This window comes from Streptomyces sp. NBC_00523 (assembly GCF_036346615.1).
GTDB lineage: Bacteria > Actinomycetota > Actinomycetes > Streptomycetales > Streptomycetaceae > Streptomyces.
This window is the reverse complement of the sequence record NZ_CP107836.1, coordinates 3158886-3171627: the sequence shown is the minus strand read 5'-3', so window position 1 is coordinate 3171627 and position 12742 is coordinate 3158886. Positions and strand designations below refer to the sequence as shown.

The following is a 12742-nucleotide window of genomic DNA, read 5'->3' as shown; positions in this document are numbered from 1 at the left end:
CATGTCGATCTCTGCCGCTGTATGTCCGCGGTCTGTTGCCGCAACGTCTGATACCGGCACCATGCAGCGGCGCCGCCCCTGACGCGGGCGCCGCACCCCCGTCCCCCGCACACCGTCCCCGTGCGTCCCGATGCGTCACATCTGGAGTGTGTCCGTGTCCGCGAACCCCGCGTCCACCGCCGAGAAGCCCGCGGGCTCCGGCTTCCGTATACCCAAGGTCCCGTTCTGGGCCCAGATCGTCGCCGGTCTGGTCCTCGGCGTCCTGCTCGGCTGGCTCGCCCGCAGCCAGGACATCGACTGGCTGTACACCACGCTCGACAAGGTCGGCCACATCTTCGTCCAGCTGCTGAAGCTGGCCGTGGCGCCCCTCGTCTTCTTCGCGATCCTGGTGTCGATCACCAACCTGCGCAAGGTCAACAACGCCGCCCGGCTGGCGACCCGCACCCTGCTCTGGTTCATGATCACCTCGCTGATCGCCGTGGCCATCGGCCTCGCGATCGGTCTGATCACCAACCCGGGCTCCGGCACCGGCCTCACCCCGAAGGACGGCAAGCTCCCCGAGCACGCCGGCTCCTGGCTCGACTTCCTGACCGGCATCATCCCGGACAACGTCATCACGCCGTTCGCCGAGCTGAACGTCCTCCAGATCGTCTTCATGGCCGCCGTCGCCGGCATCGCCGCCCTCAAGCTCGGTGAGAAGGCGCAGCCGATCCTCACCCTCAGCGAAGCCGTCCTGGAGCTCCTCCAGAAGGCCCTGTGGTGGGTCATCCGCCTCGCCCCGATCGGCACCATCGGCCTCATCGGCTACGCCATCGCGGACTACGGCTGGGACCTGATCGGCAAGTACGCGACGTTCACCGCCGACGTCTACATCGGCTGCGCGCTGGTGCTGTTCGGCGTCTACCCGCTGCTGCTCGCCACCGTCGCCAAGGTCAGCCCGCTCCAGTTCTTCAAGGGCGCCTGGCCCGCGATCCAGCTGGCGTTCGTCTCGCGCTCCTCGGTCGGCACCATGCCGGTCACCCAGAAGGTCACCGAGCGCCTGGGCGTCCCGAAGGAGTACGCCTCCTTCTCCGTCCCGTTCGGCGCCACCACCAAGATGGACGGCTGCGCCGCGATCTACCCGGCGCTCGCCGCGATCTTCATCGCGCAGATCTTCGACGTGCAGCTGGGTGTCGGTGACTACGTCCTGATCGCGTTCGTCTCGGTCATCGGTTCGGCGGCCACCGCCGGTCTGACCGGTGCGACGGTCATGCTGACGCTGACCCTGTCGACCCTGGGTCTCCCGCTGGAGGGCGTCGGCCTGCTGATGGCCATCGACCCGATCCTGGACATGATGCGCACCGCCACCAACGTGGCCGGCCAGGCGCTCGTCCCGGTGATCGTCGCGGCCCGCGAGAAGATCCTGGACCACGACGCCTACAACTCGGCCTCCGCCTCCCCGGTGGACGAGAACGAGGAGATCCGCGACACCGAGCCGGAGCGCGTCCCGGTCGCCGCCTGATCGCTTCACCCGCTTCACCCGAGGGCCCCTTCTCCTGCGCGGAGGAGGGGCCCTCGGCATGGCGGCGTACGACGGGGTCCGCGCGCGCCCCGTACGCTTACCGAGGAGTAGTGCGCGGGGGCGGGAGGAGTCGACGTGGGTGCTGTGCGGAACAAGCGGATGCCGCGCGCCGTGCGCGAGCAGCAGATGATGGACGCCGCGGTGCAGACGTTCGGGCAGCGGGGGTACCGGGCCGCCTCGATGGACGAGATCGCCGAGCTGGCCGGGGTGTCGAAGCCCCTGGTCTACCTGTACCTGAATTCAAAGGACGAGCTGTTCACCGCGTGCATCCGGCGCGAGGCGAAGGCGCTGCTGGCCGCCGTGCAGGGGGGCGTGGAACCGGGTCTCCCGGCCGACCGGCAACTCTGGGAGGGGCTGCGGGCGTTCTTCACGCACACCGCGGAGAACCCGGACGGCTGGGCGGTGCTCTACCGGCAGGCGCGGACCCACGGGGAGCCGTTCGCCAACGAGGTCAACGCGATGCGCGAGGAGATCGTCGCCTTCGTGACCGGGCTGATCGGCGCCGCCGCCCGCGAGGCGCACCACGACCCGGCGCTCCCGGACCGGGACGTGGCGGGCCTCGCCCAGGCCCTGGTGGGCGCCGCGGAGGCGCTGGCCGGCTGGGCCAACGAGACCCCGGGCGTCTCGGCCCGGGAGGCGGCGGCCACGATGATGAACTTCTCCTGGGCGGGCCTGGAGAACCTGATGAACGGCCGCCCGTGGCAGGCGCCTACCCCGTAGTGCCGGTGAGGTGCAGCCGTTCGCCGTCCTTGCCGCCGCGCAGCTGGAACGCGTGGCCGTCGGAGGCGTACGTGACCGTGCCGGGCAGCAGGACCGGGGCGCGGAAGTCCGCCCGTACGGTGCGGAGCGTGGCCGGGTCGGGGGTTTCGGCCAGGCAGCGGGCGACGGTCCACATGCCGTGGGCGATGGCCCGGGGGAAGCCGAAGAGCCGGGCGGTCAGCGGGTGGAGGTGGATCGGGTTGCGGTCGCCGGAGGCCGCCGCGTACCGCCGTCCGAGGTCGCCGGGCAGCCGCCACTCGGCGAGGGCCGGGAGCGGCGCGGCGGGTTCTTCCTTGGGGGCCGCCTCCGTACGCGTCGCGTGCCGGGACAGATAGCCGCTGCGGGACTCCCACACCAGCGCGTCCGCGAGGCGTGCCTCGGTCACCACGGTGACCTCGGTGCCGCGCCGATGCGGGCTCAACTCCTCCGCGTACACCGTGAGTTCGAGCGAGTCCTCCGGCCGGAGGGTGCGGTGGGCGGTGATCTCGATCCAGGTGTGGACGAGGCCGGTGACCGGGAGCGGGAAGTCGCGGCGGGTCATCAGCCGCATGGCCAGGGGGAACGCCAGGACGTGCGGGTACGTCACGGGCAGCGGCCCGGTCGCCGGGAAGCCGCAGATCGTGCGGTACGCGGCCAGGCGCGCGGGTACGGGGGGCGCGGCGGGCAGGCGGAGGCGGCCGGCCGGGAGGGTGGCGCCGGGTCGTCCGGCGCGCTTGAAGGGCGAGGTGACGGCGCCCCGGGCCAGCGAGAGGGTGAGGCTCATCGGGTCACGCCCCCAGCAGGCTCTGGCCGCAGACCCGGACGACCTGGCCGTTGACGGCGGCGGACGCGGGCTGGGCGAACCAGGCGGTGGTCTCGGCGACGTCGACCGGGAGGCCGCCCTGTGCGAGGGAGTTCATCCGGCGGCCCGCCTCGCGGATGAACAGTGGGACGGCCGCGGTCATCTTCGTCTCGATGAAGCCGGGGGCGACCGCGTTGACCGTGACGCCGTGGTCGGCGGCGGCGCGCGGGGCCAGGGAGCGGACGAGGCCGATGATGCCGGCCTTGCTGGCCGCGTAGTTGGTCTGGCCGTTGTTCCCGGCGATGCCCGCGATGGAGGCGGTGGCGACGATCCGGCCGCCCCGGTTGACCGTGCCCGCCTTCAGCAGCGCGTCGGTGGTGCGCAGGACGCTGTCCAGGTTGACGTCGATGACCGAGGCCCAGCGGTCGGCGGCCATGTTGGCGAGCCGCCGGTCGCGGGTGATGCCGGCGTTGTGGACGAGGATGTCGAGCCCGTCCGGGGCGGCGGCCGCGATGCGTTCGGCGGCGTCCTCGGCCGTGATGTCGAGGGGGAGCGCGGTGGCGCCGAGGCGGTCGGCGGTGCGCACCAGGTCCTCCTGGGCCTGGGGGACGTCCAGGCAGATCACCCGGGCGCCGTCGCGGGCCAGGACCGAGGCGACGGAGGCGCCGATGCCCCGGGCGGCGCCGGTGACCAGGGCGGTCCGCCCGGCCAGCGGGGCGGCCCAGTCGCGGACCGGGTCGGGGGCGGCGTCGGTGACCTCGATGACCTGGCCGCTGACGTACGCGGACCGGGGCGAGAGCAGGAAGCGCAGGGTGGACTCGGCGGAGGCGACGGCGGCCGGGGCGATGCGGACCAGCTGCACGGTGGCGCCCTTGCCGATCTCCTTGCCGAGCGAGCGCGTGAAGCCCTCCAGGGCCTGCTGGGCGGCGGCCTGGTGGTGGTCCTCCGGTGAGGGCCGCACCCCGAGGACGACGACCCGGCCGCCGGGGGCGAGCGAGCGGACGACCGGGTGGAGGGCGGCGTGCACGGCGGCGAGTCCGGCCGCGGTGTCCACGGCGGTCGCGTCGAGGACGAGCGCGGCGGGCCGGTCCGCGCGGGCGACGACCTCCAGGCCGGTGGCGGTGAGGACCGCGGCCAGCTCCTCGGTGACGGCGGAATCCCCCGCGGTGAGGTGGAGGACGGGGCCGGTGAGCGTCGGCGTCTCCAGGGTCCAGCGGCGCAGCCGGGCGGGCTGCGGGAGACCGAGTTTCCGGGTGAGGAACTTGCCGGGTGCCGTGCCGGTCAGGTGCAGATAGCGGTCGGCCATTGTCCAGACTCCCTGCTCGGTCGTAGATTTACTCCGGAGTAAGGTTACTCAAGAGTCAGGAGCTGGTCGAGATGAGTTGGTCGAGTTGATTCCCCTCGCACTCCCGCAGCCCCGCCGGGTCGCGGTCATCGGCGGCAGCCGTATCCCGTTTGCCCGGTCCGACGGGCCCTACGCGCAGGTCTCCAACCAGCAGATGCTGACCGCCGCGCTCGACGGCCTGGTCGAGCGCTTCGGGCTCCAGGGCGAGCGCGTCGGCGAGTTCGCGGCGGGCGCGGTCCTCAAGCACAGCCGCGACTTCAACCTGGCCCGCGAGACGGTGCTCGGCTCGCGGCTCGACCCGCGCACCCCGGCGTACGACGTCCAGCAGGCGTGCGGCACGGGCCTCCAGGCGGTGATCGCAGCCGCCAACAAGATCATGCTCGGGGCGATCGACTCGGCCGTCGCGGGCGGCACGGACACCACCAGCGACGCCCCGCTCGGCGTCAACGACGAACTGCGCCGGCTGCTGCTCTCCGTCCGGCGCGCGAAGTCGGCGGGGGCCCGCGCGAAGGCCCTCACGGGCGTACGGCCCCGGCACCTCGTCCCGGACATCCCGCGCAACGCCGAACCCCGCACCGGCCTTTCGATGGGCGAGCACGCGGCGCTCACCGCCCGGCAGTGGGACATCGGCCGCGCCGAGCAGGACCTGCTGGCCGCCACCAGCCACCAGCGGCTCGCCGCCGCGTACGAACGGGGCTTCCTGGACGACCTCGTCGTCCCGTACCAGGGCCTGGAACGCGACCAGAACCTGCGCCCCGGCTCCACGGTGGAGAAACTCGCCACGCTGAAGCCGGTGTTCGGCACGGACCACCCCGACGCGACGATGACCGCGGGCAATTCGACGCCGCTCACGGACGGCGCCGCGACCGTCCTCCTGGCGAGCGAGGAGTGGGCCGAGGCGCACGGCCTCGAACCGCAGGCGTACCTCTCGCTGTACGAGACCGCCGCGGTGGACTACGTGAAGGGCGAGGACGGGCTGCTGATGGCGCCCGCGTACGCGGTGCCCCGGCTGCTGGAGCGGGCCGGGCTCGGCATCGAGGACTTCGACCTCTTCGAGATCCACGAGGCGTTCGCCTCCCAGGTGCTGGCCACCCTGGCCGCCTGGGAGAAACAAGGGCTCGCGCCCGTTGACCGGGACCGGCTGAACGTCGCGGGCTCCTCGCTCGCCACCGGCCACCCCTTCGCCGCGACGGGCGCCCGCATCGTCGCCACCCTGGCCAAGCTGCTCGCGGAGCGGGACGCCCCGGGCCGCGGGCTGATCTCGATCTGCGCGGCGGGCGGCCAGGGGGTCACGGCGATCCTCGAACGCGTGTGAGCAGGGCGGTGCGCGGGCGCGGCGGGACCGCGCCCGCGCACCGCCGTACGACAGCAGTGAACCCCCGTCCCCCTTGCCGAGGAGCCGCACGTGTCCACGCCACCCGCACCTTCCCCCGCACCCGCCGTCCCCGCCCTGGTCGAGCCGACGCTTGAGCGGGACGCTCACGGGGCCGTCCGGCAGGTCTCCGTACCGGCGTTCGCGCCGCCCGTCCGGCGGGGGTCGCTCGCCGAGATCCCGTTCGACAACGCGCGCGAGGCGCCCGCCGACGCCGTGCTCAGCCGGAAGCAGCCGGACGGGAGCTGGCAGGACGTGTCGGCCGCCGAGTTCGCCGCCGAGGTGCTGGCCGTCGCCAAGGGGCTGATCGCGGAGGGGCTGCGGGCCGGTGACCGGATCGCGATCATGGCCCGTACGACGTACGAGTGGACGCTGCTCGACTTCGCGGCCTGGGCGGCCGGTCTGGTCACCGTGCCGATCTACCCGACCTCGTCCGCCTTCCAGGCCCGCTGGATCCTCCAGGACTCCGGGTCCGTGGCCTGCGCGGTCGAGACGGCGGACCAGGGCCGGATCATCAGCCAGGAACGCAAGCAGCTCCCCGGGCTCGCGCACCTCTGGCAGTTCGACACGGGCGCGCTCGGCCGGCTGAAGAAGCTCGGGCAGCACCTCCCGGACGACGCCGTCGCCGAGCGCCGCGCGACCCTGGAGCCGGAGACCCCGGCGACCCTGATCTACACCTCCGGGACCACGGGCCGCCCGAAGGGGTGCGTGCTGACCCACGGCAACTTCTTCGCCGAGGTCGACAACGCGATCGAGCTGCTGCACCCGGTCTTCAAGTCGGTGAGCAAGTACCCCGCCTCGACCCTGCTGTTCCTGCCGCTGTCCCACGTCTTCGGCCGGATGGTCGCGATCGGCTGCCTGCGCGCCCGGGTCCGGCTCGGCCACGCGCCGTCGATCCAGACCGAGGACCTGCTGGCCGACCTGGCCGGTTTCAAGCCGTCGTTCCTGCTGGCGATCCCGTACGTCCTGGAGAAGGTCTACAACACGGGCCGGGCCACCGCCGAGAAGATGGGCCGCGCCTCCTCCTTCGACCGGGCCGCCCGGATCGCCCAGCGCTACGGCCAGGCCGTCGAGGCCGCCGAACACGGCACGGGCCCCGGCCCCGGTCTCGGGCTGCGCGCCGCCCGGGCGCTGTACGACCCGCTGGTCTACCGCCGCATCCGGGCGGCGCTCGGCGGGCACGTCCGGTACGCGATCTGCGGCGGCTCCCCGCTGGGGCGGCGGCTCGCGGCGTTCTACGCGGGCGCCGGCATCGAGATCTTCGAGGGCTACGGCCTGACCGAGACGACCGCCGCCGCCACGGTGACCCCGCCGCTCAAGCCCCGGCTGGGCACGGTCGGCTGGCCGATGCCCGGCACCGCCGTACGCATAGCCGGGGACGGGGAGGTGCTGCTCAGCGGAGGGCAGGTGTTCCAGGGGTACTGGGACGCGGAGCGCGGGGCGTCAGTGCCCGTGCTGGACGGCGGCTGGTTCGCCACCGGTGACCTGGGCGCGCTCGACCAGGAGGGCTACCTCACGATCACCGGCCGCAAGAAGGACATCATCATCACGTCGGGCGGCAAGAACGTCACCCCGGCCCCGCTGGAGGACTGGCTGCGCGCCCATCCGCTGGTCAGCCAGTGCATGGTCGTCGGCGACAACCGCTCCTTCATCACGGCCCTGATCACGCTGGAGGCGGACGGGCTGGCGCACTGGTGCCGGATGCGCAAGAAGCAGGACGTCCCGATGCGCGAACTCGTCCACGACGAGGAGCTGCGCACCGCGCTCCAGCGCGCGGTGGACGAGGCCAACCGCCTGGTCTCCCGCGCGGAGTCGATTCGCAAGTTCACGGTGCTGCCGGTGGACTTCACGGAGGAGAAGGGCCACCTCACGCCGTCCCTGAAGCTGAAGCGGGACGCGATCGCGCGGGACTTCGCGGAGGAGATCGAGGCGCTGTACCGGAAGTGATGCTCCGTCAGGGCCCCGGGTCAGGGGCCTTGGTGTGCAGGATGGCCCGGGCCTGTTCGGCGGCTCGGGCTATCGATTCGGAGACGAAGTCCAGGTAGCGGGCCATGTTCTCCAGTCGGGTGCCCGCCGCCGTGTCCGCGCCCAGGACGGGGACGCCCTTGCGGGCGGTCTCGGCGAGCTGGGCGGTGGAGTGGGCGCTCGCCATCATCGACTCGTGCATGAGCTCGTCGTCGACGACATAGCGTTCCCGGCGGCCCTCGCGCTCGCGGCGGACCATGCTCTGGGTCTCCAGGAACGCGACCGCCTTGGACACGGAGGCCGGGCTGACCTTCAGGTGCGCGGCGAGCTCGCCGGCGGTCAGGCTGCCGGTGTCGCTGAGGGTCAGGGCCGCGAGGACCCTCGACATCATCTGGGGGGCGCCCGAGGCCGTCATGGCCGTCGTGAACATCTCCTCGTACGCGTGCACCGCCTCGGCGTCCCGGCCGTGGGGCTGCGGGTCCGGGCGCGCGTCGCGGGGCGCGGGGTTCTTCCGGCGGTGGGCGCGCTGCTCGGCGGTGCGGTGGGCGACGTCGGCGCGGTAGCCGGCGGGGCCGCCGTTGCGCGTCACCTCGCGGGTGATGGTCGAGGTGGGACGGTCCAGCTGCCGGGCGATCTCGGCGTAGGCCAGTCCGTCGGCCAGGCCCCGGCCGATCTGGCGGCGTTCCTGCTGGCTGAGCCTGCCTCCCGGCATCGCGTACTCCTTCGTGGCGCGGGCCCGGCCGTGCGGTGACCGGTGGGCCGACTATAGCGTTCGCTGACAGCCCATTGCAACGAGTTGCGAGGCGGTCGTTGCGTTATCTCAGAGCTCATTGCTCCAACTTCTCTGTTTTGACGTGCGGTTACGCGCATCTGATGCAACAAGTGTGTTGCCGGACTCATGAACGCAACGTAGCGTTTCTCTCATCGGAAAGCGCGAACCACTCCGGTTCGCGTCACCCCAGAAGGAGCGCACCATGCCGAAGTTCGAAACCCCCGCCGCCGTCACCGCCCGCGTCGACATCGCCGCCGGTCTCATCCGGTTCATCGCCGCCGACCGCGCCGACACCGTGGTCGAGGTCCTGCCCGCCGACCCCTCCAAGAGCCGCGACGCGAAGGCCGCCGAGCGCGTCGAGGTCGCGTACACCGACGGCGTCCTCGACATCCGGGCCGCCAAGGAGGGGCGCAACCGGCTCCTCGGTGACTCCGGGGCCGTCGAGATCACCGTCCAGCTGCCCGCCGGGTCGCACGTCGAGGCGAAGGCCGGCGCCGCCGAGTTCCGGGGCGTCGGACGCCTCGGCGACATCGTCTTCGAGGGCGGCTACCGCTCCGTCAAGGTGGACGAGGCCGCCGGCGCCCGGATCTCCGCGCACGACGGCGCCGTGATCATCCGCCGCCTCACCGGGCCCGGCGACCTCAGCACCCAGCGCGGCGACGTGACCGTCGAGGAGGCCACCCGCGGTGAGCTCACCCTCAGCACCCAGCTGGGCGACATCACCGTCGGCGCGGCGCGCGGCGTCCCGGCCGTGCTCGACGCGGGCACCGTCCTCGGCCGCATCGACAACGCCCTGATGAACGACGGCGCACCCGTCCTGACCATCCGGGCGACCACCACCAAGGGCGACATCACCGCCCGCAGCCTCTGACACCTCCCCCCCCACCTCGTACCAGCAGAAGGAGCCCCACCATGACGAACCCGGCCATCGCGGCGAACGGACTGCGCAAGGCGTACGGCGAGAAGACCGTGCTCGACGGGATCGACCTCAGCATCCCGGCCGGAACGGTGTTCGCGCTGCTCGGCCCGAACGGCGCGGGCAAGACGACCGCCGTCAAGATCCTCTCCACGCTCATCCCACCCGGCCAAGGGTCCGGCGCGATCAGCGTCGGGGGCCACGACCTGGCCACCGACGCGCAGGCGGTACGCGCCGCCATCGGCGTCACCGGGCAGTTCTCCGCCGTCGACGGGCTGATCACCGGCGAGGAGAACCTGCTCCTGATGGCGGACCTGCACCACCTGCCGAAGGCCGAGGGGCGGCGCGTCACCGCGGAGCTCCTTGAGCGCTTCGACCTCACGGAGGCGGCGAAGAAGCCCGCCTCCACCTACTCCGGCGGCATGAAGCGCCGCCTCGACATCGCGATGACCCTCGTCGGGAACCCGCGCATCATCTTCCTGGACGAGCCGACCACCGGGCTCGACCCGCGCAGCCGGCACGGCATGTGGCAGATGATCCGCGGCCTGGTCGGCGACGGGGTGACCGTCTTCCTCACCACCCAGTACCTGGAAGAGGCCGACGAACTCGCCGACCGCATCGCCGTCCTGCACAACGGGAAGCTGGTGGCCGAGGGCAGCGCCGAGGAGCTGAAGCGGATCGTCCCCGGCGGGCACGTCCGGCTGCGGTTCAGCGACCCGGCCGCCTACCGGGAGGCGGCGGCCCACCTCGGCGGCGACGCCGTCCGCGACGATGCCGCGCTGGCCCTGCAACTCCCCAGCGACGGTACCCAGAGCATCCTGCGCTCCATCCTCGACCGGCTGGACGCCGCCGGGATCGAGGCGGACGAACTCACCGTGCACACCCCCGACCTGGACGACGTCTTCTTCGCCCTGACCGAAGCCGGCACCGAGACCGAATCCGGCACCGACGCCGTCATCCCCGCCCCGACCAAGGAGTCCGTCCGATGAGTACCCTCTCCCTCGCCGTGCGCGACTCGGCCACGATGCTCCGCCGCGACCTCCTGCACGCCAGGCGCTACCCCTCGCTCACCCTCAACCTGCTGCTCACCCCGGTGATGCTGCTCCTGCTGTTCGTCTACATCTTCGGCGACACCATGAGCGGCGGCGCGGGCCGCGACGCGTACATCGCGTACATCGTGCCCGGCATCCTGCTCATGACGATCGGCTCGACCACCGTCGGCACCGCCGTCTCGGTCTCCATGGACATGAGCGAGGGCATCATCGCCCGCTTCCGCACCATGGCGATCCACCGGGGCTCGATCCTCTTCGGGCACGTCGCGGGCAGCGTGCTGCGGACGCTGATGAGCGTGGTCCTCGTCGGCGCGGTCGGGGTGGCCATGGGCTTCCGGTCCACCGACGCCACCGTCCTGGAATGGCTCGGCGCGCTCGGACTGCTCGCCCTGTTCACCCTGGCCTTCACCTGGATCGCCGTGGGCATGGGCCTGGGCAGCCCCAACGCGGAGGCCGCCAGCAACAACGCCACGCCGCTGATCCTGCTGCCGCTCATCTCCAGCGCGTTCGTCCCGCTGGGCTCGATGCCCGGCTGGTTCCGGCCGATCGCCGAGTACCAGCCCTTCACCCCGGCGATCGAGACCCTGCGCGGACTGCTGCTCGGTACGGAGATCGGCCACAACGGGTGGATCGCGGTGGCCTGGTGCGTCGGTCTGACCGTCCTCGGCTACTTCTGGTCCAGGGCGCAGTTCGAACGCGAACCGAAGTAGCGATGCGGCACCAAGGCCGGCCGGGGGCATTGCCCCGGCCGGCCTTGGCGTACGCATGTCCGGTATCTCGGAATCAAGCTTCTTGACATCAAGAGAATATCCGGGCAGGCTTCCGCGGGTCGGTAGGTCTCTTGATGTCGAGATACTTGGGGGTACGGGGTGGGGCGCGTCCGGGAACAGGCGGGATTGCTGGCCCAGTTGCGCAACCCACCGGGCGGCCGCGACGCCCGGATCATGCTGCGCGCCCTGGCCGTGGACCGCACCGGAACCGGTCTGTGGGCCGCCTCCTCGGTCCTCTACCTCACCTTCGTCACCCATCTCAGCGCCCAGCAGATCGGCGTCCTCCTCGGCACGGCGGGCGTCGCGGGCATCGCGGGCTCACCCCTCGCCGGACGACTCGCGAGCCGCTTCCCGGTGCGCCCGCTGCTGATCGGCTGCCATCTGCTGCGCCTCGTGACGCTCACGCTGGTGCTGCTCTGTACGCGGTTCGAGGCGCTGCTCGTCGTGGTCGCCGTGACGTACCTGGGGGACAGGGCGGCCAAGACCCTGGAGATGCTGTTCGCCACCCGCGCGGCGGGCGAACGACGCGTCGCCTACCAGGCGTTGTCCCGCAGCGCCGCCAACGCGGGCTACGGGCTGGGCGCCGGGCTCGCCGCGATCGGCCTGGCGGCCGGGACGGCGGACGCGTACCGCGCGCTGATCCTCGGCAACGCGCTCTCCTTCCTCGTCGCCGCCGCGCTGGTGTGGCGTACGGGGGAGCCGGGCGGGGTGGTCGGGCCGACGCACCGCGAGGTACCCCGTCCGGGCACTAAGGGCCCCTGGCGGGACCGGGGTTACCTCCGCTTCGTGCTCCTCGACATCCCGATGAACCTGGACGACTCGGTGCTCGGCGTCGGCCTCCCGCTCTGGCTCGTGAGCCGCACCTCCGCCCCGCACGCCCTCGTCCCGGCCTTCCTGGTCATCAACACCGTGCTGGTCGTCGTGCTCCAACTCAGCGTGTCCCGAAGGGCGGAGGGCCCGCGCAAGGCGGCCCGCGCGGTGGTGCTGTACGGCGTGCTGCTCTTCGTCACCTGCGCCCTGCTGGCGGCGTCCACCGGCTGCGGCACCTGGACGGCGGCCGGGGTCCTGCTCGCGGCGGCGGTCCTGGTCACGATGGCGGAGCTGATGCGCTCGGTCAGCTCCTGGGAACTGGCCGTCCTGCTGGCCCCACCGGACGAGCGCGCCGCCTATCTGGGCGTGGCCGGCATGTCCCAGTCCATCCAGAAGTCGGCGGGCCCGCCCCTGCTCACGGGCGTGGTGATGGCCGCGGGCCCGGCGGGGTGGCTGGCGCTGGGGGTTGCGGTGGCGGGACTCGCGGTGTGGCAACGGCGGGGCTGTGAGCAGCGGTTGGGTGCGATGGGGGCGGCCGAGCCGGTGGCCGCGGCGGGCTGAGCGCGGGCGGTCGCCCCGTCGCGGGACCCTCCGCCGGACGGCCCGCGCCCCGGCTCTACGCTGTGCCGACGCGGCAGC

General features: G+C 72.5%; 11 protein-coding genes. 8 read left to right on the top strand and 3 right to left on the bottom strand.

Annotated elements, in window-relative coordinates; translation table 11 throughout:
- Positions 1-154: 154 nt before the first annotated feature.
- Together OHS17_RS14240 and OHS17_RS14235 are read left to right on the top strand one after the other, a co-directional pair.
- Positions 155-1501 carry a dicarboxylate/amino acid:cation symporter gene (locus tag OHS17_RS14240; protein WP_330312491.1) on the top strand — a complete coding sequence of 449 codons (1347 nt, stop codon included), beginning with the start codon at positions 155-157 and terminating at the stop codon, positions 1499-1501.
- 159 nt (positions 1502-1660) lie between these two features.
- Positions 1661-2281 carry a TetR/AcrR family transcriptional regulator gene (locus OHS17_RS14235; RefSeq protein WP_330315253.1) on the top strand — a complete coding sequence of 207 codons (621 nt, stop codon included), beginning with the start codon at positions 1661-1663 and terminating at the stop codon, positions 2279-2281.
- Here OHS17_RS14235 and OHS17_RS14230 read toward each other — a convergent pair.
- A complete protein-coding gene (locus OHS17_RS14230; protein WP_330312490.1) occupies positions 2271-3083 on the bottom strand; it encodes a MaoC family dehydratase in 813 nt (270 codons plus the stop codon). The genes OHS17_RS14235 and OHS17_RS14230 overlap by 11 nt on opposite strands.
- Positions 3084-3087: 4 nt before the next feature.
- On the bottom strand, positions 3088-4407 hold the full coding sequence (locus OHS17_RS14225; protein ID WP_330312489.1) for a 3-oxoacyl-ACP reductase: 1320 nt from the start codon (positions 4405-4407) through the stop codon (positions 3088-3090).
- 76 nt (positions 4408-4483) lie between these two features.
- On the opposite strand from OHS17_RS14225, the gene OHS17_RS14220 reads away from it, so the two are divergent.
- Positions 4484-5761, top strand: coding sequence for an acetyl-CoA C-acetyltransferase (locus OHS17_RS14220; RefSeq protein WP_330312488.1), 1278 nt, complete (start codon positions 4484-4486; stop codon positions 5759-5761).
- A gap of 90 nt (positions 5762-5851) precedes the next feature.
- Complete coding sequence (locus OHS17_RS14215; protein WP_330312487.1) at positions 5852-7765, top strand: AMP-dependent synthetase/ligase; 1914 nt, start codon at positions 5852-5854, stop codon at positions 7763-7765.
- Positions 7766-7772: 7 nt separating this feature from the next.
- Here OHS17_RS14215 and OHS17_RS14210 read toward each other — a convergent pair whose 3' ends face one another.
- On the bottom strand, positions 7773-8495 hold the full coding sequence (locus OHS17_RS14210; RefSeq protein WP_330312486.1) for a helix-turn-helix domain-containing protein: 723 nt from the start codon (positions 8493-8495) through the stop codon (positions 7773-7775).
- Positions 8496-8757: 262 nt separating this feature from the next.
- Between OHS17_RS14210 and OHS17_RS14205 the strand changes: the two genes are divergently transcribed.
- The 4 genes from OHS17_RS14205 to OHS17_RS14190 all read left to right on the top strand — a co-directional run bounded on the left by OHS17_RS14205 (position 8758) and on the right by OHS17_RS14190 (position 12664).
- Positions 8758-9426, top strand: coding sequence for a DUF4097 family beta strand repeat-containing protein (locus OHS17_RS14205; protein ID WP_330312485.1), 669 nt, complete (start codon positions 8758-8760; stop codon positions 9424-9426).
- 41 nt (positions 9427-9467) lie between these two features.
- Positions 9468-10460 (top strand): ATP-binding cassette domain-containing protein, encoded by a 993-nt coding sequence (locus OHS17_RS14200; protein ID WP_330312484.1) that lies wholly within the window; start codon positions 9468-9470, stop codon positions 10458-10460.
- Positions 10457-11233 (top strand): ABC transporter permease, encoded by a 777-nt coding sequence (locus OHS17_RS14195; RefSeq protein ID WP_330312483.1) that lies wholly within the window; start codon positions 10457-10459, stop codon positions 11231-11233. The genes OHS17_RS14200 and OHS17_RS14195 overlap by 4 nt, the downstream gene beginning before the upstream one ends.
- Before the next feature lie 198 nt (positions 11234-11431).
- Positions 11432-12664, top strand: coding sequence for an MFS transporter (locus OHS17_RS14190; protein WP_330312482.1), 1233 nt, complete (start codon positions 11432-11434; stop codon positions 12662-12664).
- The last annotated feature ends 78 nt before the right edge of the window (positions 12665-12742 follow it).

Excerpts from the sequence above, each read along its gene's own strand:
- OHS17_RS14235 (WP_330315253.1), top strand. The coding sequence starts at position 1,661 with ATGCCGCGCGCCGTGCGCGAGCAGCAGATGATGGACGCCGCGGTGCAG.
- OHS17_RS14230 (WP_330312490.1), bottom strand. The coding sequence starts at position 3,083 with ATGAGCCTCACCCTCTCGCTGGCCCGGGGCGCCGTCACCTCGCCCTTC.
- OHS17_RS14225 (WP_330312489.1), bottom strand. The coding sequence starts at position 4,407 with ATGGCCGACCGCTATCTGCACCTGACCGGCACGGCACCCGGCAAGTTC.
- OHS17_RS14210 (WP_330312486.1), bottom strand. The coding sequence starts at position 8,495 with ATGCCGGGAGGCAGGCTCAGCCAGCAGGAACGCCGCCAGATCGGCCGG.
- OHS17_RS14205 (WP_330312485.1), top strand. The coding sequence starts at position 8,758 with ATGCCGAAGTTCGAAACCCCCGCCGCCGTCACCGCCCGCGTCGACATC.
- OHS17_RS14200 (WP_330312484.1), top strand. The coding sequence starts at position 9,468 with ATGACGAACCCGGCCATCGCGGCGAACGGACTGCGCAAGGCGTACGGC.
- OHS17_RS14195 (WP_330312483.1), top strand. The coding sequence starts at position 10,457 with ATGAGTACCCTCTCCCTCGCCGTGCGCGACTCGGCCACGATGCTCCGC.